Origin of the sequence: Streptomyces sp. NPDC050548, from assembly GCF_044457385.1 — a bacterium.
Lineage (GTDB): Bacteria > Actinomycetota > Actinomycetes > Streptomycetales > Streptomycetaceae > Streptomyces.
The window spans coordinates 562,261-587,478 of sequence record NZ_JBITGV010000001.1; the positions used below are offsets into that span (position 1 = coordinate 562,261).

24 protein-coding genes are annotated in these 25,218 nt (G+C 68.4%); 11 read left to right on the top strand and 13 right to left on the bottom strand.

The genetic code is table 11. The annotated features are described in order from the left end of the window. Nucleotides 1–1,071 precede the first annotated feature (1,071 nt). On the top strand, nucleotides 1,072–1,242 hold the full coding sequence (locus ACIBJH_RS02665; protein WP_399115583.1) for an HNH endonuclease: 171 nt from the start codon (nucleotides 1,072–1,074) through the stop codon (nucleotides 1,240–1,242). Between the two features lie 932 nt (nucleotides 1,243–2,174). Next, nucleotides 2,175–3,347 (top strand): phage major capsid protein, encoded by a 1,173-nt coding sequence (locus ACIBJH_RS02670; RefSeq protein WP_399115024.1) that lies wholly within the window; start codon nucleotides 2,175–2,177, stop codon nucleotides 3,345–3,347. A 1,323-nt stretch (nucleotides 3,348–4,670) separates the two neighbouring features. On the opposite strand, the gene ACIBJH_RS02675 is transcribed toward ACIBJH_RS02670, so the two are convergent. The 6 genes from ACIBJH_RS02675 to ACIBJH_RS02700 form a co-directional block, all read right to left on the bottom strand. After that, nucleotides 4,671–5,504 carry a helix-turn-helix domain-containing protein gene (locus ACIBJH_RS02675; RefSeq protein WP_399115025.1) on the bottom strand — a complete coding sequence of 278 codons (834 nt, stop codon included), beginning with the start codon at nucleotides 5,502–5,504 and terminating at the stop codon, nucleotides 4,671–4,673. Further along, on the bottom strand, nucleotides 5,494–6,015 hold the full coding sequence (locus ACIBJH_RS02680) for a DUF6879 family protein (protein ID WP_393759543.1): 522 nt from the start codon (nucleotides 6,013–6,015) through the stop codon (nucleotides 5,494–5,496). Before ACIBJH_RS02680 ends, ACIBJH_RS02675 begins: the two co-directional genes overlap by 11 nt. After that, nucleotides 5,999–6,205, bottom strand: a complete 207-nt coding sequence (locus ACIBJH_RS02685; protein WP_366894508.1) for a hypothetical protein — start codon at nucleotides 6,203–6,205, stop codon at nucleotides 5,999–6,001. Before ACIBJH_RS02685 ends, ACIBJH_RS02680 begins: the two co-directional genes overlap by 17 nt. 414 nt (nucleotides 6,206–6,619) lie before the next feature. Further along, a complete protein-coding gene (leuE, locus tag ACIBJH_RS02690; RefSeq protein WP_399115026.1) occupies nucleotides 6,620–7,267 on the bottom strand; it encodes a leucine efflux protein LeuE in 648 nt (215 codons plus the stop codon). Between the two features lie 30 nt (nucleotides 7,268–7,297). Beyond that, nucleotides 7,298–7,879 carry a Uma2 family endonuclease gene (locus ACIBJH_RS02695; RefSeq protein ID WP_399115027.1) on the bottom strand — a complete coding sequence of 194 codons (582 nt, stop codon included), beginning with the start codon at nucleotides 7,877–7,879 and terminating at the stop codon, nucleotides 7,298–7,300. A 90-nt stretch (nucleotides 7,880–7,969) separates the two neighbouring features. Beyond that, nucleotides 7,970–9,550: a methylmalonyl-CoA mutase gene (locus tag ACIBJH_RS02700; RefSeq protein ID WP_399115028.1), complete on the bottom strand. Its 1,581-nt coding sequence runs from the start codon at nucleotides 9,548–9,550 to the stop codon at nucleotides 7,970–7,972. 112 nt (nucleotides 9,551–9,662) lie between these two features. Between ACIBJH_RS02700 and ACIBJH_RS02705 the strand changes: the two genes are divergently transcribed. Further along, a complete protein-coding gene (locus ACIBJH_RS02705) occupies nucleotides 9,663–10,469 on the top strand; it encodes a L,D-transpeptidase family protein (protein ID WP_399115029.1) in 807 nt (268 codons plus the stop codon). A gap of 202 nt (nucleotides 10,470–10,671) precedes the next feature. On the opposite strand, the gene ACIBJH_RS02710 is transcribed toward ACIBJH_RS02705, so the two are convergent. Further along, nucleotides 10,672–11,823 carry a hypothetical protein gene (locus tag ACIBJH_RS02710; RefSeq protein ID WP_399115030.1) on the bottom strand — a complete coding sequence of 384 codons (1,152 nt, stop codon included), beginning with the start codon at nucleotides 11,821–11,823 and terminating at the stop codon, nucleotides 10,672–10,674. Beyond that, nucleotides 11,823–12,485 carry an RNA polymerase sigma factor gene (locus ACIBJH_RS02715; protein WP_399115584.1) on the bottom strand — a complete coding sequence of 221 codons (663 nt, stop codon included), beginning with the start codon at nucleotides 12,483–12,485 and terminating at the stop codon, nucleotides 11,823–11,825. Before ACIBJH_RS02715 ends, ACIBJH_RS02710 begins: the two co-directional genes overlap by 1 nt. A gap of 854 nt (nucleotides 12,486–13,339) precedes the next feature. On the opposite strand from ACIBJH_RS02715, the gene ACIBJH_RS02720 reads away from it, so the two are divergent. The 8 genes from ACIBJH_RS02720 (at nucleotide 13,340) to ACIBJH_RS02755 (ending at nucleotide 21,173) form a co-directional block, all read left to right on the top strand. Continuing rightward, on the top strand, nucleotides 13,340–14,446 hold the full coding sequence (locus ACIBJH_RS02720; RefSeq protein ID WP_399115585.1) for an ATP-binding protein: 1,107 nt from the start codon (nucleotides 13,340–13,342) through the stop codon (nucleotides 14,444–14,446). A gap of 20 nt (nucleotides 14,447–14,466) precedes the next feature. Beyond that, the gene (locus ACIBJH_RS02725; protein ID WP_399115586.1) at nucleotides 14,467–15,294 is read left to right on the top strand and encodes a roadblock/LC7 domain-containing protein; all 828 of its coding nucleotides are present in this window, start codon (nucleotides 14,467–14,469) and stop codon (nucleotides 15,292–15,294) included. Continuing rightward, nucleotides 15,287–15,673 carry a DUF742 domain-containing protein gene (locus tag ACIBJH_RS02730; RefSeq protein WP_019066890.1) on the top strand — a complete coding sequence of 129 codons (387 nt, stop codon included), beginning with the start codon at nucleotides 15,287–15,289 and terminating at the stop codon, nucleotides 15,671–15,673. The genes ACIBJH_RS02725 and ACIBJH_RS02730 overlap by 8 nt, the downstream gene beginning before the upstream one ends. 4 nt (nucleotides 15,674–15,677) lie before the next feature. After that, on the top strand, nucleotides 15,678–16,238 hold the full coding sequence (locus ACIBJH_RS02735; RefSeq protein ID WP_381248619.1) for an ATP/GTP-binding protein: 561 nt from the start codon (nucleotides 15,678–15,680) through the stop codon (nucleotides 16,236–16,238). 8 nt (nucleotides 16,239–16,246) lie between these two features. Continuing rightward, complete coding sequence (locus ACIBJH_RS02740) at nucleotides 16,247–17,623, top strand: cytochrome P450 (RefSeq protein WP_399115031.1); 1,377 nt, start codon at nucleotides 16,247–16,249, stop codon at nucleotides 17,621–17,623. Nucleotides 17,624–17,712: 89 nt separating this feature from the next. Next, nucleotides 17,713–18,960, top strand: coding sequence for a cytochrome P450 (locus tag ACIBJH_RS02745; RefSeq protein ID WP_399115032.1), 1,248 nt, complete (start codon nucleotides 17,713–17,715; stop codon nucleotides 18,958–18,960). Further along, on the top strand, nucleotides 18,957–19,778 hold the full coding sequence (locus tag ACIBJH_RS02750; RefSeq protein ID WP_399115033.1) for an enoyl-CoA hydratase/isomerase family protein: 822 nt from the start codon (nucleotides 18,957–18,959) through the stop codon (nucleotides 19,776–19,778). Before ACIBJH_RS02745 ends, ACIBJH_RS02750 begins: the two co-directional genes overlap by 4 nt. A gap of 129 nt (nucleotides 19,779–19,907) precedes the next feature. Then, a complete protein-coding gene (locus tag ACIBJH_RS02755) occupies nucleotides 19,908–21,173 on the top strand; it encodes an amidohydrolase family protein (RefSeq protein ID WP_399115034.1) in 1,266 nt (421 codons plus the stop codon). Between the two features lie 172 nt (nucleotides 21,174–21,345). Here the strand turns inward: ACIBJH_RS02755 and ACIBJH_RS02760 are convergent, their stop codons facing one another. From ACIBJH_RS02760 to ACIBJH_RS02780, 5 genes are all read right to left on the bottom strand, one after another. Continuing rightward, nucleotides 21,346–21,537 carry a hypothetical protein gene (locus tag ACIBJH_RS02760; RefSeq protein WP_399115035.1) on the bottom strand — a complete coding sequence of 64 codons (192 nt, stop codon included), beginning with the start codon at nucleotides 21,535–21,537 and terminating at the stop codon, nucleotides 21,346–21,348. Further along, nucleotides 21,530–22,180 carry an RNA polymerase sigma factor gene (locus ACIBJH_RS02765; RefSeq protein WP_399115036.1) on the bottom strand — a complete coding sequence of 217 codons (651 nt, stop codon included), beginning with the start codon at nucleotides 22,178–22,180 and terminating at the stop codon, nucleotides 21,530–21,532. The genes ACIBJH_RS02760 and ACIBJH_RS02765 overlap by 8 nt, the downstream gene beginning before the upstream one ends. A 238-nt stretch (nucleotides 22,181–22,418) precedes the next feature. Then, entirely contained in the window at nucleotides 22,419–23,894 is a 1,476-nt protein-coding gene (locus ACIBJH_RS02770; RefSeq protein WP_399115037.1) for an MFS transporter, read from the bottom strand. Between the two features lie 124 nt (nucleotides 23,895–24,018). Further along, complete coding sequence (locus ACIBJH_RS02775) at nucleotides 24,019–24,405, bottom strand: hypothetical protein (RefSeq protein ID WP_399115038.1); 387 nt, start codon at nucleotides 24,403–24,405, stop codon at nucleotides 24,019–24,021. A 137-nt stretch (nucleotides 24,406–24,542) separates the two neighbouring features. Further along, nucleotides 24,543–25,103, bottom strand: a complete 561-nt coding sequence (locus tag ACIBJH_RS02780) for a hypothetical protein (protein ID WP_399115039.1) — start codon at nucleotides 25,101–25,103, stop codon at nucleotides 24,543–24,545. Between the last annotated feature and the right edge of the window lie 115 nt (nucleotides 25,104–25,218).

A 25,218-nucleotide genomic window follows, 5' to 3' on the forward strand; every position in this document is an offset into this window, starting at 1 on the left:
TTGAAACCGCCAGGGGCACGACGGTAGACATAGCCAGCGCGCCCGCTTCGGCCTCAACCGGGCGGCAGGGCTGTAGCAGTCGCCACGCGCCCTCACGATTTGGAGAACCCGGAAAGATGAACTCCCGCGTAGACCACGACCTTTGGCGGCGCTGCATAGCCCACGATCCGCGCATCAGACAGAACACCTTCGCCGTGGGAATGGCTTTCTCGACGTTCGGGGACTACTCGGACGGGACGGACGTGTTTCCGTCCATGGCGACCATTGCTGAAATGGTCGGCCTGTCCAATGCAACCAAGGTTCATCCGCACCGTAGGAAGCTTGTCGAGTGCGGCTACCTCACGGATACCGGAATCCGCTCGGGCGCCGATACCGTCGTCTACTGCCTCACTGCCCCGGCTGAGGTGTTGGCGGCAGTCAAGACCGGACCGGAGGGGCGCAAGCGTCAGAAGCCCGAGAACGGCCCTACGAAGGCCGCTGCGGCGGACCTTGACGCTGGGGCCCCTCGGCCGCTGAACGGCCGTCCACAGCCCCTACCGGGCCGATTGATCTCACTCTTGAGCAGAAGCTTTGGTTCCTCGACGGAGAGGAACCGGGGGCCTGGCCGTGGCGCGAGATTCCTTACGCCTCGGCCGAACACGCCTATCAGCTCTATGCCGGGCAGGTAGCCCGCTAGTGCCCCTATGGGTACAGGGGATATACCCGAGCGGGTACACAATCTCATAGGGATCTCAATAGAGATCCCATATCTATAGTTCATAAGACGGTGTACCCCTTCGGGTACACCTATGCCCTGGCCGATCGAAGAGCGGGCAGAAAGCCAGGCTCCCTATCGGGGCTGACTCTGGCCAAGGCTGAAAGATCGAAGCCTGCGGAGCAGAGCGAAGGACGAGAGCGTGACTCCTTCGGCCTGTGAGCCTTCAGAGTCTCTATCGGCCAAGGCCGAAGCGAACGACTCCCGAGAAGGGGTCGGAGCGGGAGAAGTGATCTCCTTCAATTTCAGCTATAGGCGCTAGCCGGCTGAGGCTATTCGGAGCCGACTACCAATGGAAAAAAGTAAGGGCTGAAGCCATCAGGCTCCAGCCTTACTGTTCGCACTGCGGTACCGATCAAGACCTAACCGGATATCACATCACCCCTCGGAAAGAGGGAGGCACGAACACGCTCGATAACGTGCGCGCTCTATGCCGCTCATGCAACACGAGACGAGAGAACGACTACCGGAATGGCAAGCGGTACTAAGGCATGAGCGGACTCCTCCATTCCTCTCACTGCCCGGTCAACTGACCGCCATCATGAGCACATGCAGATCGTGAGCGTAGTAGCCACAGTCCTAGGCACCTTGTATGCCATCGCCGCCTTTCACCGGCAGGGCACACGACAGGACCCGCAACGTCAGACTCCCCACACCCCGACACCAGAGGGAACACCGGACGTTCGCCGCACCTCGGGGCGGGTTTCACCCGGACCTGACACCACGCCAAACCCAGCCCCCCTGCCTGCGCCCTCAAGTAACCGACTGCTAATCGTTGGCCTTGCCTTGGTTGCTCTTGGAGTACTTGCGGTCGCCCTCACCGGCATCGCTGGACTCCCCGCCATCGGGCCAGTCGTGGCCGGGCTGGTGTGTATCGCCCGACATGCCTTCCTGCGTCGGCGGGCCCGGAGGGGGATCTGAAACTTTTTCGGGATCCTTTCCCGCACCCGCTTCTTTCCCTCCCCTCGAACACGCGGGGGTTAGCCGGAACTCGTGGGACCGATAGGCGGTCCGCAACTCGGCCGAGGCGTTCGAAGGGTTCTCAATATTGAGCTGGGTAGCGTGTGAGGTTTCGTGCTACCTAACGGTTCTATGAAGGGTGAAAGCTGAACCTCGAAGAGGCATGAGACATGAAGAACACAGTCGAGCTGAAGTGCTGGGCTTGTGAGAAGCCCTTCGATATCGAATACGGCCCTGGCCGTCCACCCCGGTATTGCAACCCTTCCTGCAAGAACCAAGCTCGGCGCAATGCGCGCCGAGACCGCTTCGTTGAACGCGTAGAGCAACAGCGCGCAGCTCGCGCTAAAGAAGCCCTAGCCAACTAACAGAACTACAGACACAACAAAGCCGCCCCACCCGACTCCGGGTGCAGGGCGGCTTTTTCATGGCCTCTTCCGGCCAAAACCTCTAAGGAATATCAATGACTGACTGCCCTCCCCTGTTCAAGGCTCAGGCTAAGGCCGCTCTGGAGAAGCGTTCCCGTCTCGTTGCCGAGATGCGCTCTGTGAATGACAACAAGAATCTTTCCAACGCGGAGAAGCGTGAACGCATCGAGGAGCTTGACTCGGACATCAACGGCCTTGAGGCCGAGGCCCGAGATGCTGTCGAGCGTGGCGAACGGGAGGCCGAGGTTCGTTCGCTCATGACCCGCGCTGGCGGCCTGTTCGCGCCGACCGGAAATCGGCATCAGGACAAGGGAAATTCGTGGCGCGGCCTGATGCCGTCCGCGAACGAGTACCGCGAACTTATCGCCGAGAATTCCCCGAGCAGCGGCGGCTATGTGGTGCCGTCCGAGACGGCTTCCAAGTACGTGGACGCGCTAAAGGCTAACTCGACCTTCCTCCGGGGTCTCCCTGCCGACAGCATAGTCCCGTTCAATTCGGAGACTTTCTCGGTTCCGCAGCTTGTCTCTTCTACTGGCGGTGACTACGTAGAAGAGGGCCAGACCATCCCCGAAGGAGAAATGGTCTGGGGTGAGGTTAAGTTCGAGGCTAAGAAGATCGGCCGAATTCAGTGGGCCAGTTCCGAGGTGCTCGAAGACAGTGCCGTGAATCTGCGCAACGCCATTGCTGGCAACCTTCTTCGTGACGCTAGCCTCAAGTTCGATGCCGATGCGTTCACGGGTTCGGGGAGCAACCCGATCAAGGGCATTCTTTTGCAGGGTGTCTCTACGACCCTTGGAGCGGGCAAGGTCACTGTCACCTACGACGATTTGGCCGACGCCGTGGCCCGGATCGAGGCTATGAACGGAACGCCTTCGGTCGCATGGGCTTCCGTTGATATGGCTGCGGCGTTGAGGAAGGAGAAGAGTTCCGGTAGCGGCACCTACCAAGGTGGCTCTCCGGTTGACTCTCCCGCTTCGACTGCATGGGGCCTGCCGATCCTTCCGAGCGCCTTCCTGCCGCCCAAGACTGTGGCGGTGGCTGATGGCTCGCGCATCATGGTTGGAATTCGCCGCAATGCCTCGGTGAAGGTTTCCGAAGACGCTCGCTTCGATTCCGATGAAATTGGGTTCAAACTGACGATGAGAGTCGCTGGCGTTTCCCTCGCGGAGACTTCGTCGGTACAGATTGTGAAGGCTGCCGCTGGCTAAGCGGCTGGCAGTGCGGGGAACGGGGTTTGATCGCCCCGTTCCCCTCGCTCTGAGAAGGAATATCCCTCGAAGGAAAGGTTGGGACGTGAAGACTCCGCTCGATGAGATCATGGCGTTTTCTAGCCCTATTATCTCGACTGGCTGTCGAGTATGGCGGGGGAAGACTACGGCCGAGGGCGAGCCCATTTTCGGGCGTGGCCGTGAAACTCTAGTGAAGAGATATCTTACGGCGAAGAAGTACCGAGGGCCGATCACCGCGAACACCTTCGAGAACCGGTGCGGGAACCAACTCTGCATCACGGTGACTCACCTGGTCTTGCCCGATCGACACTGTTCTAAGAGGTCACTGAAGGACCAGTAAATTTTTAGGGGTGCCCCGAGCCGGCTCGGGGCACCCCTGATTTTTCGTTTCGCCTCAGAAGGCTCCGGATCATTCATCTTGCAGATATTCAGAAGCCCCGCCCGCACGCCACGGGGGACGACGTACGGACGGGGCGGTTCTTGGGCATTCTGATCACTGCGAGGCTGATTCCGGCGTGCTCTGGGCACGCAGCTCAGCTCTGCTTCAAAACCTGTATCCGGTGAGGCGCCCGCCCGCGCAATGAGTGCACCGGACTTTTTCCCGACCATTGCAGGTGACACACCCGCCGAACCCACCGCACGCAGGGCACCAGACTTCGCGACTCCCGAAACACTCTCCACAGATCGCGGATACGCCGTTCAACCACTCAATAATGGAAGGGCGGCCGTTGTCATAACCTCGCCGACCAGCCCTCGGCTTTTCGGGTGCGGTGGCCATGGCCTAGTCCCCGTGCGTGCATTGCCGAACCCTGCGAGCCGCCTCGAAGCGAGCGGAGGCGTCACCGGTCTTCTTGGCCGTCTCCAATGCAGCAAGGGCTTGCGCGCACTGGTGGCACCCTTCACGTGGCTTGGCTTCGTACAGCCAATCGTCTAGGGGTAGGTCGACGGCTTCGCCCGGATAGGTCATACAGCCACCCCCCAAACCGTCGCGGTGGGGAGCTTTCTCCCCTGACCCACGCCGCTATGCGGATGGTTGCTGATCTCCTGATTGGCACTCGCCACAGCTTTCGGCACGCCCGCTTCGCGGGCCACTTCTCGGGAATTCCCGAGGGCTGCGCACGTCATGCACCCCTCGACCCCGACAGGTTCAAGTCCGGGGATGTTCCTCGCTACTGGTCCGGAACGGGATTCGGCGTGTGGCTGGTGCTCAAGCATCTATCGCCCCTCGGCTGCACGTCTGTCACTTAATGGTGGCGCGAAGCGTGCAGTCGAACGAACTTTATTTGCGTTGTCGGGTAGGAATCACGAGCGGAACCTTTCGGCCCAATCGAACAGACGTCCCCTGCATTGATCCCCGAACAACGCCAAGCCTTCATATACGGCAAACTCATCTAGGTATGCCGATACATCCCGGTGGTCCCTGAATACCATTGCGCCCGTCTGCGTCTCGACGGTCACGATCCGCGTGTCATATACGGTGAAGGTGTTCAACGGCCCTACCGACATATGACCTTCAAGCGGGATGACCCCGAGGTGAACGTTCGGCAGCAAGGAAATCGATGCCAGTCGGTCAACCTGCATCGCCATGGCTGCCGAGGGTAGGAATGGCCACCTAACGGCCTGCTCAGTAAGAATGAACGTGAAGCGTTTCGACGTATCGTATAGAACTGCCTGTCGCTCTAGCTTCTTGGCAATCGCCTTGCTGTGATCTCCAGGGATGTGGGCGAGACTCGCTCTCACATACTCGGGCGTTGCCAGCAGCCCGGTAATCATCGACAGCAGGAAGTACCGGAATTCTGTGGACGCCTGCTCGAACCCGGCTAGCTCGTTCTGCTTCTTCTCTAGACCGGTTCGGCGCTGGTTCCAAACGTCTTGCCATTCACTGTTTGCATTGCGCGCCAGGGCTGCGACTCGTGAAACGAGTTCCGGAGGTGCGTCCAGGGCTCTTAGAATTAGCTCAACATCAACTAGAGTGGGAGTTAGTTTCCCTCCTTCGATATTGCTGATCTTTGTTTGACTCATGTTGCATAGCCGAGCGAGCCGGGTCTGTGTGATCCCGGCTCGCTTTCGGAGCATCTTGAGAGTGTCGGCTAGGTCCGCCTTGGACTGCCCCATCTCCTCTGGCTCAAACGTCAAGACCCTTCACGTACTCCTCAAAAGGTACCGACGCGGTCAGTGCAATGCGCTGATATTCGAGGTACCGCGCCACGTCGCCCTCGTACACTTCCCGGCCGATCTGCGTGCCGTCGTCCTCATAGTTCATGAGGACGACTTCCTTTTTGTCGAACATCCAGAAGTCTTGGACGCCCGCCAGAGAATTTTCCCGATCGGTCACGTCCATGATTCGAATGTCTTCTCCGGCCCATACGTGCGGCCGGTAATACATGAACTCGTACCGGAGGTATGCCGACAGGGGGCGAGTCACGATGTGTACGCGCCCCTTGCTCTTTCCTTCCCGGCGCACTCTCTTGAGGTCTTCGGTGTAGGAGTTCGAGTGCGTGTGGGGGTCAATGCGGTCGCCCGCTAGAAAAGCCCGGATCTCTTCCTCTTCTTGCGGGACCCTGTACTCGGGCAGGGTCTCAAGTCTCCATGCCTCGCTTTGAAAGTCCCGGAACTTGGCTTGCCACGCTTCACCATCCAAGAGCACGAACAGCCTCCCTGAGTACCGATTCCGGGATCTCCACCAGGGCCTCACCCTGCGGAGGCTTGAAAGCCTCGGACAGGTCGCCCTGGACGATGATGGAGCCGCTTGCGGTTCGGTACACGTTGGGGCAGTCGTTCTGATTGCACTCACCGTTGCCGTTGCCGGTAAGGCGGGTCAGTTCTTCGCGGGCCATGCGAAACCCCCTTGTGTCCGGCCCCAGTTGGGGCCCTTGAACACGACCGTACGGGGGGTCGCTCAGGGTCGTCTATGCGGCATCGCCAATATTCGCGTTGTCGGGTACGGGCAGGTGGACGCGCAGGGGCTCACACGGTCCGGGAAAGGCACGAGTACATAAATCCTGCGGCCTGAGAACCTCAGGACGTCTCAGGGCTACTCACTGCCTTAACGGTGAGTGGCTTCCGCTTCCGCCTGCCGGGCGTGCTGGCAAGGGCAGAGAACGGGGTGACCTTGGGGGACTCCTGGGACTCCTGGGACTCCTTCGGGAGCCTCTTGGGCAAGCCGAGAGCCCCTAGCGCCTCTTGCTGCTCATGGACGCTCATACCGGCGAACAGGGCCGCAGCATCGTCAAGTTGAGACACGTCAGCCCCTACACGCTCGCCAGAGACAGCTTGACCGCGAACCCCAGGAAGAGGACCCCGGCGGCCGAGGTGGCCCCGGCGCTGAGCGTCCTCCGGCGACGGAACGCGGCAGCCAGACGAGACCCACCGAAGATGAGCGCGGACAGGTACAACACGCTTGCCAACTGGGCGAGTACGCCCAAGGTCAGGAAGCCCACGACCGGGTTGGATTCCGACACGAACTGCACGAAGAAGGCGACGAAGAACAGAATCGCCTTCGGGTTGAAGAGACTGACGACGAACGCACGCCGGTACGGCCGCTCATCGGCGGCCTCCGCGGCGGGAGCCGCCTCCATGGCCGCCCGCTCCTTCCGGGTCCGCCACATCGCCCACGCGGCCCGCAGCATCCCGAACGCGAGCCAGGTCAGATACCCGGCCCCCGCGTACTTCACGACCCCGAACAGCACGGCGTTGGCCTCCAGCAGCGAGGCGACCCCGGCCGCGGACAGCGTCATCAGCACGGTGTCCCCGCACCACACACCGGCGGCGGCGGTGTACCCGGCCCGGGTGCCACGCCGGGCGGCGACGGAGACGACGTACAGCGAGTTGGGGCCGGGCAGCAGGACGATCAGGACCAGGCCGGCGAGGTAGGTGGGGAGGTCTATGACACCGAACATGAGCACGAGTGTGCCATGGGGGTACGACAGTCAGCCCTCGCCGTCGAGGAGGACGTCCACGGAGAGTTCGAGGGCGACTCCGACGGACTCCGGGACGGGGATGTTCTGGCCTCGCTTGTAGCGCTGTGGGTCGGGGTACTTGCCATCGGCCGGGTTGGAGTAGAGGAGGACTTCGTCGTGCCTGCGGTCGGCGATGACGTAGACGGGAATGCCGGCCCGCGCGTAGATGTCGACCTTGGTGGCCGTGTCGTTGGTCCAGTTGGAGGGCGTGACTTCCAGCACCAGGCGGAAGACGTGCGGCGCGTAGCAGTTCTTCTCGACGAGCGCGTCCATGAAGTCGGCGTCGACGACAGAGAAGTCGGGCACCGCATAGTCGTCGGGCCCCGTGGGCAGCCACAGCCCGATCCCTTGGACGTACCTCAGCCCTGCCTGTCTGGCCCCAGCATCGGCGAAGTCCTCGATGAGCCGGGTCAGTGTCTCCTGATGCGAGCCATCCGGCGGCGGTGTCACCACAATGCTCCCGTTGAGGATCTCCACCCGGTGTCCGGGCAGCTCCTCCCACAGCCGGTCGGCGGCTTCGGCAAGCGACGACTCATGCAGCATCACGGCCACGGCACCCTCCTTTGGGGAACACCCTCCACGAGCGTAACCGGTGACGTGCAGCTTCCTCCTCCGATCACCCATACGGAGTAATCGACCATCTCAGAACGCATCCACCGGTACATACACCCCCCACGCCTCCCGAAGAACCCCGCACACCTCCCCCACCGTCCCCCGCGCCCGCAGCGCCTCCTTCATCGGATACAGCACGTTGTCGGTACCGGCCGCCGCCTCCCGCAGCGCGCCCAGCGCCGAGTCCACGGCCTTCTGGTCGCGTCCGGCGCGGAGTCGTGTGAGGCGTGCAACCTGCTGGGCCTCGATGGCCGGGTCGACGCGGAGAGGCTCGTACGGCTCCTCCGTGTCGAGGCGGAAGCGGTTGACGCCGACGACGACCCGTTCGCCGGAGTCGGTCTCCTGGGCGATGCGGTAGGCGCTGCGCTCGATCTCGCCCTTCTGGAAGCCGTGCTCGATGGCACCGACCGCGCCGCCCAACTCCTCGACGCGCCGCATCAGTTCGACGGCGGCCCACTCGACGTCGTCGGTCATCGTCTCGACGGCGTACGAGCCCGCGAAGGGGTCCACCGTCGCGGTCACGTCCGTCTCGTACGCCAACACCTGCTGCGTGCGCAGCGCGAGGCGGGCGCTCTTGTCCGTCGGGAGCGCGATCGCCTCGTCGAAGGAGTTGGTGTGCAGGGACTGGGTGCCGCCGAGGACCGCGGCCAGGCCCTGGACGGCGACCCGGACGAGGTTCACCTCCGGCTGCTGGGCGGTGAGTTGGACGCCCGCGGTCTGCGTGTGGAAGCGCAGCATCAGGGATTTCGGGTTGCGCGCACCGAACTCCTCCCGCATCACCCGGGCCCAGATCCTGCGCGCGGCACGGAACTTGGCGACCTCTTCGAGGAGCGTCGTACGGGCCACGAAGAAGAACGACAGCCGGGGTGCGAAGTCGTCGACGTCCATGCCGGCCGCGAGCGCGGTCCGCACGTACGCGATGCCGTCGGCGAGGGTGAAGGCGATCTCCTGCGCGGGCGAGGCACCGGCCTCCGCCATGTGGTAGCCGGAGATCGAGATGGTGTTCCACTTCGGGATCTCGGCACCGCAGTAGCGGAAGATGTCGGCGGTCAGGCGGAGGGACGGCTTCGGGGGGAAGATGTACGTCCCTCTCGCGATGTACTCCTTCAGTACGTCGTTCTGGATCGTGCCCGTCAACTGCCCTGCCGCCACGCCCTGTTCCTCGCCGACCAGCTGGTACATCAGGAGCAGGAGGGCCGCGGGGGCGTTGATCGTCATGGACGTCGACACCTTGTCCAGCGGGATGCCGTCGAACAGCACCCGCATGTCGTCCACCGAGTCGATGGCCACACCCACCTTGCCGACCTCGCCGTGTGCGAGCGGGGCGTCGGAGTCGTGGCCCATCTGGGTGGGCAGGTCGAAGGCGACGGACAGGCCCGTGGTGCCGTGGGCGATCAGTCGGCGGTAGCGGGCGTTGGACTCGGCGGCCGTGCCGAAACCGGCGTACTGGCGCATGGTCCAGGGCCGCCCGGTGTACATGGACGGGTACACGCCCCGCGTGAAGGGGTACTCCCCCGGCTCGCCCAGCCGCTCGGCCGGGTCCCAGCCGGCGAGCGCCCCGGGGCCGTAGACGGGTTCGACGGGCAGGCCCGACTCCGATTCGCGCACCATGGTGTGCACCTCCGGTCACCACGATGCCGCGCCGTTCGCGGCCCGTCATCCGGGGGTACGTGTCCGGGTGACACCGGTGAGACGGCGGGGGTCCGCGATGCGTAGTACGGGTATGGGGAGAGCGATCGTCGCCACGGCGGCCCTGTCGGCGCTGCTGGCGGTGTGCGGCTGCACGGTCCAGGGCACGGACTCGGACGGCAAGCACCATCTGCCGGTGCGCATCGAACTGCCGGGAGCCAAGGCCAGTCCCTCGGCGACGCCGAGCACGCCCAGTGCGAAACCCGCCGCGAACGTCCTGTGGTCGCGCGGCGACAGCGGCTCCGGGGTGCGCGAGCTGCAGTCGCGGCTACGGCAGGTCGACTGGCTCTTCGACGGGCCGACCGGGACCTACGACGACCTCACCGAGCAGGCCGTCGCCGGTTTCCAGGGCAAGCGCGGGCTGCCGAAGACCGGCGAGACCGACAAGGTCACCTGGCAGCGGCTGGTGAAGATGACCAAGAAGCCGGGGAAGTGGGACCTCTATCTGATGGGCGGCCAGCCCGCCGGCGCACCCGACCCGCGCTGTCTGACCGGCCGGGTGCTGTGCATCGACAAGACGACCCGCACCCTGCGCTGGATGATCGACGGGCGGACGGTGTCGACGATGTCGGTCCGCTTCGGCGCGCAGTACACCCCGACCCGGGACGGTGTGTTCCACGTCTACTGGAAGGCCCGGGACTGGGTGTCGACGCTCTACCACTCCCCGATGCCGTACGCGATGTTCTTCAGCGGCGGCCAGGCGGTGCACTACTCCTACGACTTCTCGGCCCGGGGTTACGCGGGCGGCTCGCACGGCTGCGTCAACGTACGGGACGAGGCGGCGATCGCGAGTCTGTTCGCGCAGGTGCGGACCGGCGACAAGGTCGTCGTCTACCGGTGAGACGCGAGGTGAGATGTGCGGGGCGCGGGCGGGACCGGGGGAACGTGTCCCGCCCGCGCCGAGTGCACGAGCCGTAGGTACGGGGGGAACCCCGGCCCTGTGCGACGGCCGATGACCAGTCGGCTCACTCAGTACTGCGCCACGGGGCCCGAAAACGTCACACCCCGCGCGAAAAAAGTTTCGCGCGTCACAAAGCCGCAGGTCAGACGGTGCTGTATGTCGGGCCCGGCGCCGGTGCCCGCGAGGCGCCGGTCGGGTGCGACGGGGCCGGGACGGACGGTGTCCGCCGGGCGAGCGGGGTGAAGACGGAGGGGAGCGGGGTGGCGACCACGCCGTTGCCCTTGTGACCGCCGGCACTCCCGCCGCTGCCGCTTCCGCTGCCGGTGCCGCTGCCCGGGGCGAGCGGGGCCATGGTGCCGTTGCCCTCGTCGGTACCGCCCGGGCCGCCGCTCTGGTCGCCCTGGCCGCCGCCCGGACCGCTCTGGTCGCCGCCCTGGGAGCCGCCGCTCTTGCCGCTGTCGCCCTGGTCGTCCGAGCCGCCGCCGGACTTCTTGAGCAGGCCCTTGCAGTACGTCCACACGTGAGAGGTGCCGCCCGCCGCGCCCTCCAGGGTGCGCTTGCGGCCGGGTTCCAGGGACTTGCCGTCGCGCACGGCACGGCAGGACGAGGCGACGGCGCTCCACCAACTGCCCGAGTGGGTGGCCTCGTCGTCTCCGGTGCCGGCGGCGGGGGTGCGGTCCGTGCTGCCGCCGACGGCCTCGCCGGGGGAGTCGCCGGAACCGGTCGTGGCGCCGCCCGCCGAGGGGGTGCCCGAGCCGAAGGTGCCGCTGGGCGAGGGCGAGATCAGCGGGCGGTCCGGGGTCGCGGCGGCGGAGATGGAGGCGGCGGGCGCCGGGTCGTCGAACGGCGACGGCAGGACTCCGGTACCGGCCGCGACCGCGATCCCGCCGACCAGTCCGACGGCGAGCGCGGCGGTCAGCGCGAACCGCGCGGATCTGCCGGGGCGCGGTCCCCGTACGGTCTCCACGGGCCGCCCGAGCCGGACTAGCCCGGCGTCGGAGGAGTGCGCGCGGCCGGGCCGGCCGAGGGCGGACCGTTCGACATCGTTGCCGGTGCGCGCGGCCCGGAAAGCGGCCAACGCGGCTTCCTCGCCCGCGAGTTCGACCTTGTCCGAGGTGGGTTCCACGGCCAGGGCGCCCAGGGTCCTGGCGAGCCGTTCGGCCTGGTCGCGGGCGGCCGGGTCGACGGCTTCGAGGGACTCGCCGCGCAGCAGCAGTTCGGCGGTTTCGCGGTCCAGCCATCGGCCGGGGGTCCGGGGTGCGTCCCCCGGCACAGCAGAGCGCTCGTCGGCCATCACATGTCCTTCTGCGTCCGCGCACGCGTATGCGTCACAGTGGCGGACGTCACCGCGTGGTCGCGCGGGTCTCGCTGGGGTGGCAGGGCGTCGAGGGCCGCGGCCGATTCCGGGTCGCCGCCGAGCAGTTCCGCGAGCCGTTTCAGACCGCGGTGCGCGGCCGTGCGGACGGCGCCGGGCCGCTTGCCGAGGGTCTCCGCGGCGGTCTTGGCGTCGAGGCCCATCACCACCCGCAGGACGACGGCCTCGGCCTGGTCCTGGGGCAGCTGGGCGATGAGGGAGAGGGTGCGGCCGGTGGCGAGCGCCTCGATGGCCTCCACGGCCGTGTCGGACTCGGCGGCGCGGCCGGCCAGCTCGGTCTCGTCGCCGCCCGTCGCGGGGCGGCGGCCACGCATCCGTATGTGGTCCAGGGCACGGTTGCGGGCGATCCGGGCCGCCCAGCCCCGGAAGCGGTCCGCGTCCCCGCTGAAGCGGTCCAGGTCGCGGGCGATCTGCAGCCAGGCCTCGGACGCGACGTCCTCGGCGTCGGGTTCGCCGACCAGTGTCCGTACGTATCCGAGCAGCCGTGGGTGCACCGTGCGGTACACAGTCCGGAACGCGGTCTCGTCCCCGTCCTGTGCCGCAAGCACCGCGGCGGTCAGCTCCGCGTCGTCCCCCAGCACGTGGTCCCTCGAATTTGGTTGGTCGCGGCCGCCCTCCGGCGCGAAAGGCACGTTACGACCTGAAACTGTCCCTCGTCCATGTCCGTACAACGCGCAACTACTTGGTTCGGGCGTGCGGTGTGACAGAAAACGCACTCCTGACGCTGTAGAGAGTACGGGCCGCCGCGCGGCCCGTGCCGCGCGACGGCCGGGGCCTCTCCTGTGGGGGGTGGCGGCCCCGGCCGTTGCCGCGACGGCCGGCCGCCCGTGCTCACCGCTCCGGGTCGGGCCACGTCGCCACCCGTGCGGCGGGGACTCGAACCGGACCGCTCCCGAACCGCCGAGTGGCGGTACGGCACGAGACGTCCGCGCCGGCCCGGCCGGCACCCGGGCCCGTGGAGCGGGACCTGATAACGATCTGGCCGCCGACCGACAAGGACCCGGGAAGAACAGCGTCCCGGCGGGATCCGGCGCCTTACCGTGGCCCTCTGCGCGACCACGTCACCCGGCCGAGCCAGGCCGCCGCCGACCGATCCGGCGGTGCCGTGGCCCTCGGTGTCTCATTGGGGTCAACACCCCTTACGCAGCAGGCGTGTTAACTCCGTGAAACCCGATGGAGCGACCTCCGCTACCCACGGTTGACGGTGATAGCATTCCGCCGTCTGCGACCTTGATCCACATTTGGTCAGGCCTTGAGTCTGAACGCGGTCATCCCTCCGCGTCGATCAGTCATGCAGTCCCCTGGACGGGTTGCGGATCCTTGCAAGGCGTACCCGATGACGCCTGCGTGCCACGCGCCGGGAAAGGTTTCCATGACTCAAGACGTGCTTCTTTGGTGCCTGGTTGCGATAGCGGTGACAGCCGTAGCCGCAGTCGTGGTGCTCGTGCTCCGCAGCAGAGCCCTGGGGCGGAGGAAGAGGGAGTCCGAGGCCGCGCTGGAGGCGCGGCTGCGGTACGCCCAGGGTGAACTCGACCGCGCGCAGGCCGCCTTGACCACGCTGCGGGACGAGCAGGACGGTGTCATCCGCGAGGCGGAGCAGGCCGCCGAGGAGAACACCAAGTCGGTCCTCAAGGGTGCCGCCCGCTTCCTGCAGAGCCTCGCGGCCGAGCAGACGACGCTGCTGGACGGGGTCCAGCGCGAGTACGGCGGCCACGCGGTCCTCTCCGACCTGATGGACATCACCCACGCCAACGCCCAGATGGCCCGCAAGGCGCAGGGCATCGCCGTCATGTGCGGCGCACCGCTGGGCCGCCGCAGCCAGCCCGCCAGCGTCTACGACGTCGTCCGCAGCGCCCAGAGCCAGATCCGCAACTTCCAGCGGGTCGAGATCATGCAGCCCAGCGGCATCGCGCTGAAGGCCTCGGCCGTCGCGCCGGTCGCCCTGGCCGTGGCCGAACTCCTCGACAACGCTGCCAGCTTCTCCCAGGCGGACGCCCCGATCGAGGTCACCTTCCGCCAGGCGCAGAAGAACCTCTGCATCGTCATCGACGACGCGGGTGTCGGCATGGGCGACGAGGACCGGCAGCGGGCCAGCGCGCTGCTCTCCGGCGAGGGCCTGCCCCGGCTGTCCCAGCTGGGCACCCAGCCGAAGTTCGGTTTCCCCGTCATCGGTCTGATCGCCCGTCAGCACGGCTTCACGGTGGATGTCACCGGTGTCTCCCGGTACGGCGGCGTACGGGCCGTCGTACTCCTGCCCGAGGAGCTGTGGACCATGGAGGAGGCCCTGCCGCCGGCCACCGAGGCGCCCGTGAGCAGCATCCGGCCGATGGAGACGGGGCGGTCGGCGCGTACGGCGGGCGGTCTGCCGAAGCGTGGCTCCCGGATGTCGCCCACCGGTGTCGGCACCGGTGGCGAGCAGACGCCCCGGCGCGGTGCCCGGCGCGGCACCGGCAGCCTGGCGGCCCTGCAGCGCGGTACGCAGTCCGCGCGCGACACGGCCTCCTTCGACATTCCGACGCCCGGAGGGTCCGAAAACGCATGAGTACAGCTGACCTGTCCTGGATGGTCCAGGACATCGTGGACAACGTGCCCAGGGCACGGCACGCCGTGGTGCTGTCCGCGGACGGTGTCCCGCGCGGGTCCACGGACGACCTGACCGGCCAGGACGTGCGGACCATCTCCGCGGCCATGGCGGGGATGCAGTCGCTCAGCCGGGCCACCGCCCACTTCGCCGGACTGGCCCCGAGCCGGAACTGGATCCAGACGGTCATCGAGTTCCAGCACGGCTGGGTGTTCCTGATCGGGGCCGGGCAGGGTGCCTATCTGGCCGCCGCCGCGGAGCCCGACGTGGACATGGAGCAGCTGTCGTTCCGGATGAACCGGCTGGTCTCCCGGCTGGGCAACAACCTCACGGTTCCGGCGCGGGTGACCGGAAGCGAGACGGCCCATCCCGGGGACGGCGCCGGGGCGGCGCTGGACGCCGGGGGCGGCGGGGTCTTCCTGCTCGCGGAGCTGGACAAGGCGGTGGCGTCGGTGCCGGGCGCCCTGCACGCGCTGCTGCTGGGCGCGGACGGTCTGCCGCGCGGGGCGAGTTCGGGGATCGGCAGGAACCTCGCGGACACGATCTCGGCGGCCATGACCGGCATCCACGCCTACAGCCGGGCGACCGCGCCGTTCGCGGGCGGTCAGCAGGACGACGAGTGGATGCAGACGGTCATCGAGTTCGAGCACGGCTGGGTGTTCCTGATCGCGGCCGGCGAGGGCGCCTTCCTCGCGGCGGCCGCCGAACACGGCTGTGACATCGAGGAGTTCACCGTACGGCTGGGCGACACGATGCCGGTGCTGGCCGCTGGGTCGGCCGCCCGGGGAGGAAGGACGGGCGATGAGTGACGAACTGGACAGCGAGCTGGAGCTGACGGCTCCATTAGTCCCCCTCTTCGTCATCGCGCAGGGTCGCGCGCTGCCGCGGGAGAGCGAGTACGAGCACACCACGATCATCACGGCCCAGGACGGTGCGGTGGCGGCGGCACGGACGCTCGCCCCGGAAGCCCGTACGGTCCTGGATCTGATCGCGGACGGGTTCCTCTCGGTCGCCGAGGTCGCCGCCCACACCCGGCTGCCCCTGGGCATCGTCCGCATCCTGTTGGCGCAGATGGCCGAGGACGGCCTGATCCATGTGCGCAATCCGGTGCCCCATGCCGAACGCCATGATCCCGTCCTGCTGACCGCCGTGCTCGACGGCCTGATGCGAATTCGAACCGGAGCGTAGTCCCGTGTATCTGGATCCCGACGTCTCCCGCTCCGTGAAGATCCTGGTCGTGGGCCACTTCGCGGTCGGGAAGACCACGTACATCGGAAGTGTCTCCGAGATAGAACCGCTCCAGACCGAGGAGGAGATCACCGAGGCCAGCGAGGGGATCGACGATCTCTCCGACACGCCGGACAAGACGACCACGACCGTGGCGATGGACTTCGGGCGGCTGACCCTCGGCGAGGACCTGGTCCTCTACATCTTCGGAACCCCCGGGCAGGAGCGGTTCAAGCAGATGTGGGAGGGGCTGTCCCGGGGAGCGCTGGGGGCGCTGGTCCTGGCGGACCCCGAGCGGCTGGAGGAGACGTTCCCCGTCCTCGACCTGGTCGAGGCGTTCGGTCTGCCGTATGTCATCGGCGTCAACACCTTCGAGGGGAAGCACCAGTTCCCGCTCGACGAGGTGTGCGAGGCGCTCAACATCTCCGAGGACACCCCGGTCATCCACTGCGACGTCCGGGACCAGGACTCCTCGATGCAGGCACTCATCACGCTCGTGAAGCACCTCTTGTCCTCACTCGGCTAGGAGCCAGCATGCAACAGCCCTTCGACGCGTCCGGGGCCCCGACGGGCTGCCCCGCGCACGGCAACCTCCCGTTGTACGGGTCCGACTTCGGCTCCGACCCCGAGAGCACGTACGCCAAGCTGCGCGCGATGGGGCCCAGCGCCCCGGTCGACATCGCGCCGGACGTCGAGGTCGAGCTGGTCACCAGTTACGACGCCAGTCTCTACATCCTGCAGAACCCGACCCTGTTCATACGGGACTCGCGCCGCTGGAACGCCCTGAACGAGGGGAGGGTGCCCGCGGACAGCCCGGCCGTGCCGATGATGGGCTACCGCCCCAACGCCATGTTCAGCGACGGCGCGGCGCACGCCCGGCTCCGGCAGGCGGTCACGGACAGTCTCGCGACCGTCGACCAGAGCCGGATCGTCCGGCTGACCCAGCAGTCGGCCGACTACCTGATCAGCCAGTTCAGCTCCGAGGCCCTGGGCCAGGCGGAGTTGATGTCCGCCTACGCCCAGCCGCTGCCGCTGCTGGTCTTCGGTGAGCTGTTCGGCTGCCCGCCCGAGCTGGGCGACCGGGTGATCGCCGGGATCACCGGCCTCTTCCAGGGTGTCCCGGGTTCCGACGAGGCCCTGGGCGCCGCGGTCCTCGAACTGATCGCCCTCAAACGCCGGCAGCCCGGCGAGGACCTCACCACCCGGCTGATGGTGCACTCCTCCCGGCTGACCGACGAGGAGGTGCTGCACCAGCTCGTGACCCTGCTGGGCGGCGGGACCACCCCTCTGGCGGCCTCGATCGGCACCAGCGCCGCGCTGTACCTCAGCGACGACTGGCCCACCGGCCTGCCGGTCGAGGACGCGGTCGTGAAGACCTTGTGGAACTACTCGCCGATCGCCAACTACGCGGGCCACTACCCCACGCAGGACGTCGAGTTGGGCGACCGGACCATCCGGGCGGGCGACCCGGTCCTGATCTCCTTCGCGGCGGCCAACACCGACCCCAAGCTGACCGCGCACCGCGAACAGCTCAGCTCCAAGGCCCACTTGGCGTTCGGCGCGGGCCCGCACGGGTGCCCGGCGAAGGACCCCGCGTTCATGATCACGGCCACGGCCGTCGAGTCCCTGCTCAACCGGCTGCCCGATGTCGAGATGCGCGTGCCCTTCAAGGAGCTCTCGTGGGTGCCGGCGCCGTGGAGCCGCGAGCTGGTGACCCTGCCCATCCGGTACACGCCCCGCACCGTGCCGTCCGCGACCGGTACCCGGCCGGCGCGGCCGGCTTCCGCTCAGGTCGCGCCGTCGCCCGCCGCGATGCCGCAGCAGGCCCCGGCCGGCCGGCCCTCCCACGCCGCTCCGCGTCCCAAGGGAGGGATGTTCAGCCGCTTCCGCGCCTGGGTGAATGGCGAGTGACGTAAGTAACCCTACGAAAGCACTGTGTTATTGGATGATTCAAGAATCCCACGGGTACGGATGGCGGCTGGCAGAGAGGAGCCACCATCGTGGGAAGCGTCACGACTCCGTCCACGGACCGTCGGGCCACCGTCTCCCTGTTCTCCCGTCTCCGGACGGCTGAGGGACAGGCCGATCCCTTCCCCATCTACGCAGAACTCAGGGCGCGCGGCACCATCAGCCCCGCGCCCTGGGGCGGTCACCTCGTGACCAGTTACAGCATCTGCGATCAAGTACTGCGCAACGGCTTCTGGCTCGAAGCAGACACCGACTGGCGGGCACAGCAGGGCCCGCGCAGCCGCTGGAACGCACCCTCCTCACGTGAGATCAGCCGAACCCTGCTCGCGCTCAACCCTCCGGAGCACACCCGGGTACGCCGGTCGTTCGGCACCTTCGACCGCGCCAGCGTCGAAGAGATCTGCCGCCCGGTGGGCCAGATCATCGAGCGCCTCCTCGACACCCTGCACGAGCGCCTCCGCTCGGGGGAGGCCGACTTCACGGCACTGGTCAGCGAGGAACTCCCGGTCGCCACCATCGGCGGCTGGCTCGGGCTGCCCAGCGCCGACTGGCCCCGGCTGCGCACACTGACCCATGAACAGGTCTTCTCCCAGGAGCTGCTTCCGAACGCCAGCCAGCTGGCCCGTTCCGACGCCGCCACCGCGGAACTGCGCACCTACTTCACGGAGTTGGTGCGCGAGCGGCGCGCACACCCCGGGGACGATCCCGTCTCGGCGTGGATCCGCACCTGGGACGAGCTCGAACCGGACCGGGACAAGGCCGACGAGGCCGTGTACTTCCTGGCCCTGTTCGTCGTGCTGGCCGCCATGGAGACCACCGCGACCATGCTGTCGAGCATGGTTCTCCGGCTGGTCGAGGACCCCGAACGCTGGAGCCTGCTCGCCGAACACCCGGACCTCGTCCCCGAGTTCGTCGAAGAGGCCCTTCGCTACGACCCTCCCCTCCACCTCATCGGCCGGGTCGCCTCCGACGACTGCCTCCTGGAGGGCACCGAGATCCGGGCCGGGGAGATGATCTACCTCATGATGGGCGCCGCCCACCACGACCCCGCCCGGTACCCCGACCCCGACTCCTTCGACCCCCGGCGCAAGACGCCCCACCTGGCCTTCGGCGGAGGCATCCACTACTGCCTCGGCGCGCCCCTGGCCCGGATGGAGGCACAGACCCTGCTCCACCGCATGATCGCCCGTCTGCCTCGACTCACCCTGGTCCGCCGCCCCGCGCGGGCACCCCGGGTGGCGTTCAGGCGGATCCTCAACCTGGACGTTTCACTGACATGAACCCGCCAATAGCCTCCAGTGCCGCCGTGCACGCCCCCGCGTCGGAGCCCGTGGACGACGCGGAGACCGCACCTCCCACCGGCCCCGTGAGCCTCACCCGGACCGGATCCGTCCTCCACGTACGGCTCAACCCGTCCGCTCAGGACGACGACGTCCTGAGTTCCGCCGTCCTCGACGCGCTCATCGCCGTACTCGACGGCCTCCACGAACAGCCGGACGTCCAGATCCTGGTGCTCTCCTCACTGGGCAAGGACTTCTGTCTGGGAGCGGACCGCCGGGAGTACCAGGAGTCGCTGGCCGGCGATCCGACCGGGGCCACGCTGCGGCGCATCGCGGACAAGGCCCAGCGGCTGTGCCAGGCGCTGGAGAACACCCACGCCGTCACCATCGCCCGGCTCCACGGCGGGGTCATCGGCGCCGGCCTCGCGCTCGCCGCCCACTGCGATCTGCGCGCGGGGGCGGACACCTGCCGCTTCCGCATGCCGGAGATCGGCCTCGGGCTCGCGCCCACCTGGGGAGGCGCGATGGGGCGCCTGATCACCGAGGCCGGTGTCGCCCGGGTCCGCGAACTCCTGCTCACCTGCGACGAGTTCGACGCACCCACCGCCCACCACCTCGGGCTCCTGCACAAGGTCGCCCCCCTCGACCGGCTCGACGACGCCGTCACAGCCTGGACCAAGCCCCTCGCCCGCCGCTCCCCACAGGCACTCGTCCTGACCAAACGCATGCTCGCCGGCTACGCGAAGGCCGCCCGCACCAGCGACACCGCCCTGCTCGACTCCCACCTCCTCGCCGCTCAACTCGCCCAGCCCCGCTGAGTGTCACGCCCGTGCCGTCCGGGGTGGGCCCGCCCCGGACGGCACGGGCCTCCGTGTCTCCGGCCCGGTGTCCCGGCCACCGGACCACCGCGCGTGCCGGGTGCGGTCGGTGCGGGATACACGTGGGTCATGCCTGACAACAGTGAACGTCGCCCGTCGGCCCCCGTCGTGTTCACCGGAGTCCGTCTCGTCGACGGGACCGGAGCCCCGCCCGTCGAGTCGGCGGCCGTGGTCGTGGAGGACGGCAGGTTCACCTACGCCGGGCCGGAGCACGCGCGACCCGAGCCGGACGGGGCGACGGTCGTCGACTGCCGCGGACGGACCCTGCTGCCCGGGTTCTTCGACTGCCATCTGCACTTCCTCATGGACAGCAACGCCGACTTCACCGGCAGACTGCTGACCAACCGGCCCACGGTCACCGTCTTCGAACGGGCCCGCCGTATGCGCGAAACCCTGCACGCCGGCATCACGACCGCCCGCGACCTCGGCGGCATCGACGCCGGCTACCGCGACGCCGTGGCGCTCGGCCTGATCGAGGGCCCCCGGCTCCATGTCGCGCTGCGGCTGATGAGCCACACCGGCGGACACGCCGACTTCAGCATGCCCAGCGGCTACGACCCCTCGGCCCTCCTCGATCCGTTCAGCGAGCTGGCCGACGACCCCGGCCAAGTCCGGCTGGCGACACGGCGGTTGCTGCGCGACGGCGCGGACGTCATCAAGATCTGCGCGACCGGCGGCGTCAACAGCCCGAGCGACCAGCCCGAGGACGAGGGCCTGACCGTGGAGGAGATCGCCACGGTCGTGGACGAGACCCGCCGGCACCGCGGCCGTCCCGTCGCCGCGCACGCACAGGGCACGGTGGGCATCAAGAACGCCCTGCGCGCCGGGGTGACCAGCGTCGAGCACGGCTACCTCATCGACGACGAGGGCATCGATCTGATGCTGGAGAAGGGCGCGTTCCTGGTCCCGACCCTGTCGACCTTCCATGTCGAGCGGAGCCGCTTCACGCCCGCCGCCTACGAGAAGAAGGCCCGGCTCGCGGAGGCGGCGGCGACCCGGCTGAGCGAGGCGGTGCGACGCGGGGTGAAGGTCGCGCTCGGCACGGACGCGGGCGCGGTTCCCCACGCGCGGAACCTCCAGGAGCTGGGCCACCTGGTGGGGTTGGGCCTGTCACCGCTGGACGCGATCCGCGCGGGAACGCTGACCTCCGCCCAACTCCTGGGCCTGGACGAGTCGTTGGGCACGGTCGAGGTCGGGAAGACCGCCGACGTCGTGGTGTGCGAGGGCGATCCCGTCGCCGACATCGGTCTGCTCGGGGATCCGGCGAACGTGGTGCTGGTCATGCAGGAGGGCCGGATCGTCAAGCGGGGCGGGGCAGTCCGCGAAGCGGTCTAGGTCGTGTCCGCAAAGTCCCGTCGTCCGCCCGGAGGGCGGGCCCCGCGGCGTCCGGTGCGTGCTCTGGGGGTCCCCCCGGCCGAAGGCTGGGGAGTGCCGGGCGTCGCGGGGCTGGGGGTACCCCCTCTGGGGGAGGGACTTTGCGGACACGGCCCGGCCACGCCGGCCGGGCTCACGCGGACCCCGGACGCCAGTCGTCCTCGCGCCGGGGACTGGTCGCGTGGCCGGTCGCGTGGGTGCCGGAGTCCCTGGCCATCCGGAACGCGGCCACCGCCCGCCGCTCCGCCTCGTCGTCCACGACGACATCGCGCAACGCGGCGCCCAGCAGGGCCGGGAAACCGTCGCCGTTCCGCTGCTCAATCATGTCCGTGCCCATCCGTCGGCGAACCGTCGTCCGACTCCCCCAGCGTCCTGGTGCCGGCATCCGTCACACCCTCCCCGGCGAGTTCACGGGCCAGCCGCCTCAGACCCCGGTAGGCCGCCGTGCGTACCGCACCGGGCCGCTTCCCCAGGACCCGGGCGGCGGCCGGCCCGTCGAGGCCCACGACGACACGGAGCAGCACCGCCTCCGCCTGGTCGCGGGGCAGGCCGCGGACCAGGTCGAGGGCGTGTTCGGTGGAGAGGGACTCCAGCGCCTGGTCATGGGTGCTGTGCGGGCCGGGGAGTTCGAACACGTCCTGTTCCAGCGCCGCCGACCGGGGCCGCACCCGCTGTCTGCGCAGATGGTCCAGCGCCCGGTGCCGGGCGATGGTCGCCGTCCAGCCGCGGAAGCCCGCCCCGTCGCCCCGGAAGCGGCCGAGGTCGCGGGCGATCTCCAGCCAGGCGTCGGCCGCCACGTCCTCGGCCTCGTCGCCGACCAGCCCGCGCAGATACCCGAGCAGCCCGGGCTGCACGATCCGGTACGCGACCGCGAAAGCACTGTCGTCGCCCTCCTGGGCGCGCGCGACAGCGGCACCCAGTTCCCCGTCGTGCGCGTGCCCGCGGCGGGGCTCGCCTGTCTGGCCCAAGGACTGTCCTCGTCCGTACGTCCCACGTGACGTACCGAGTTCGCGAAGAATCCGTACCGGGCGCGGCGGTCCCCCCGCACCCCCCATCGCCATCAGCGCCGGGCCTCACAGAAGTGTCACAGCGTCCGCGCCACGGTCGCCGGACACCCGCCAACTCCCCACGTTCGGCGGCCTCTTGGTGTACGGCGGCCTTCCGCACCGGCGCGAGGTGCCGCCCCTCGATCGCGGTCCCGTCGCCCTAAAGCGTTGTGTCCACCGGCTGTTGGGGCGTCTCCGCCGCCACCGCGCCCGGGGCGGGCGCCCGGTCCGCGTTCACCAGGACGCCGGCGATGAGCGCGGCCAGCAGGATCGAGCCCATCGCCCACCAGGTGGCGACGTTGAAGCCGTGCACCGCGGCCTCCGCCTCAAGGAGCCGCTTGTTCACACCCGGGCCCGCGTGGGCGGTGGCGTAGCGCGCAGTGACCGTGGCGGCGATCGTGTTGAGGAGAGCCGTACCGATCGAACCGCCCACCTGCTGGGCGGTGTTGAAGGTGGCGGAGGCGGCGCCGGAGTCGCGCGGGGCGACGCCTCCGGTGGCCAGGGACACCGAGGTCATCATCGCCGTACCCATGCCGAGGCCGAGCATCAGCATGCCGGGCAGGATGTACGTGGCGTACGCGGGCTCCACCCCGACCTGGGCGATCAGCGCGAGCGCGCCCGCCGCGACCAGCAGGCCCGGGACCATCAGGGTGCGCGGCGGGACCTTGTACAGCAGCCGGGCCGCGACCTGAGTGGAACCGGTGATCATGCCGACGGTGATGGGGAGATAGGCGACGCCCGTCTTGACCGGCGAATAGCCGAGGACGCGCTGCATGTAGTAGGTGAGGAAGAGGAACACACCGAACATGCCGATGGTGACGAACAGGATGGTGAGGAACGCCCCGACCCGCTGACGGTCCTTCACCACCGACATCGGCAGCAGCGGAACCCGGGCCCGGGTCTGCCAGAACCCGAACGCGCCGAGCAGGACGACACCGGCGGCGAGCAGGGTCAGGACCAGTCCGTCGCCCCAACTCCTGGACTCCGCCTCGGAGAAGCCGTAGACGAGGGTGAGCATGCCGGCCGAGCCGAGGAGCGCGCCGGGGATGTCGAGGTGGGCCTCCGGGTGCCGGGAGCTGTCGCTGAGCAGCACCCAGGCGCCGGCGAACGCGACCAGTGCGATGGGCACGTTGACGTAGAGGCACCAGCGCCAGTCCAGGTACTGGGTGAGGAAACCGCCGGCGAGCAGGCCGACTGCCGCGCCCGCGCCGACAATCGCGCCGAACACACCGAAGGCCTTGCCGCGGTCCTTCGGGTCGGTGAACGTCGTCGTCAGCAGCGACAGCGCGGAGGGGGCGAGGAGCGCGGCGAAGACACCTTGCAGCGCCCGGGCGCCGAACAGCATGCCCTGGTTGGCGGCGGCACCGCCGAGCGCGGACGCGGCGGCGAAGCCGATCAGGCCGATCATGAAGGTGTTCTTGCGTCCGGCGAGGTCCGCGATCCGGCCGCCGAGCAGCAGCAGTCCGCCGAAGGCGAGGGTGTAGGCGGTGATGACCCACTGCCGGTTCCCGTCCGACATCCCCAGGTCGGTCTGGGCGGACGGCAGTGCGATGTTGACGATGGTCATGTCGAGGACGACCATCAACTGCGCGAGCGCGATGACGACCAGCGCCCACCAACGACGGTTCTCGGCCATGTGCCCTCCCCGGTCCGGCAGTTGCCCTCATCGTCCTCCCGGACCTCCCCCTTGGGGAACGCAGGCGTCTCTTATTACGCCGATTTTGCCGAGCCCGGCACCCCGGGGCGCCCGTCGAACTCCCCTACCTCTGTACGCCGTTCACCGCGTCCCGGCAGAGCAGCCGCAGCGACCCGTGCCCGCCGAAACACCGCCGCGCCTCGTCGACGGGGTCCCACAGGCGCCCGTCCGGAGTGCGCAGCCAGTGCTCACCGCCGGTCGCCCACCACTCGGCACCGGTCTGCCACGCGATCACCTCGCCCGCGTACGCCCCGAACCCGCGCAACTCGCTCTCCACGGCGGCGTACGGCGTGCCCTCCCGCCGTATCTCCTCGATCATCCGGTCGACGCGCCACAGGCTCCGCGCCGAGTAGTCGAGGCGCACCCTGGCGCCCTCGCGCATCATCGCCACCGCGTCCGCGGCCCACCGCACGGGCTGCGCGGCGGCCCTGGGGCGCGACCGCTCTCTCATCAGCTCTGTCACCACACCAGGAGAAGCACGGCCGGGCACTCTTCCGGCACCACGATCCGGACATTCCCCCGGACCGGCGCAGGACCGCCCCACACTCACCGCACGACGCTCACAGACCGCGCGGAAACGGGATTCCCTCAACCCCGTCCGCGGGCCCGGCGGGACACCACCGCGCGCAGTACCCGGCGGCCCTCCGTCGACACGGCCAGTGCCTGGCGGATGCCGCCCGGGGCGGGGCCGGAGAGGAGTTCGAGGACGGTGATCTGGCGGCGCAGTTCGGCGGCGACGAGCGGCGAGAGGCCGTCCGTACGGCCGGCCCGGCGGGTGTCGACCGGGGAGCCGTCGTCGGCGGGGTCGAGGAGCTGGTGGACGCGCAGCGAAGCGACGGAGCAGATGTCGGCCCACTCCCGTACCGCGGGGTCGACCGGTACGTCCGGGGCGGTGTCGAGCATCCGGCGGGCGAGCGGCGCGGCCAGGTCCTCACCGGGTTCCTCGAAGAGGGCGGGCAGTTCACCGCGCGCCTTCTCCAGCCGCTCGCCCCACTCCTCCCCCGCCGCGCCGTCCGCGAGGCCGGCCCACAACGGCCGCAGCACCTCGTCGCCACCGCCCAGCAGCGGCACACACCGATCCAAACAAGCCAGCCCACTGACGGCCAGTGCGCGTTCGTCGGCCCGAGCGATCAGTTCCACCAGACTCATCCGAACCTCCCTCTGCGGGGCCCCTCCCCTTTGGTGCCCGCGTCTCCCCAGACTGCGTGCTCCACCCCGGGAGTGTCACACGGGAGCACCCCGTGCAGGTCGAGAAAGCGGAAGA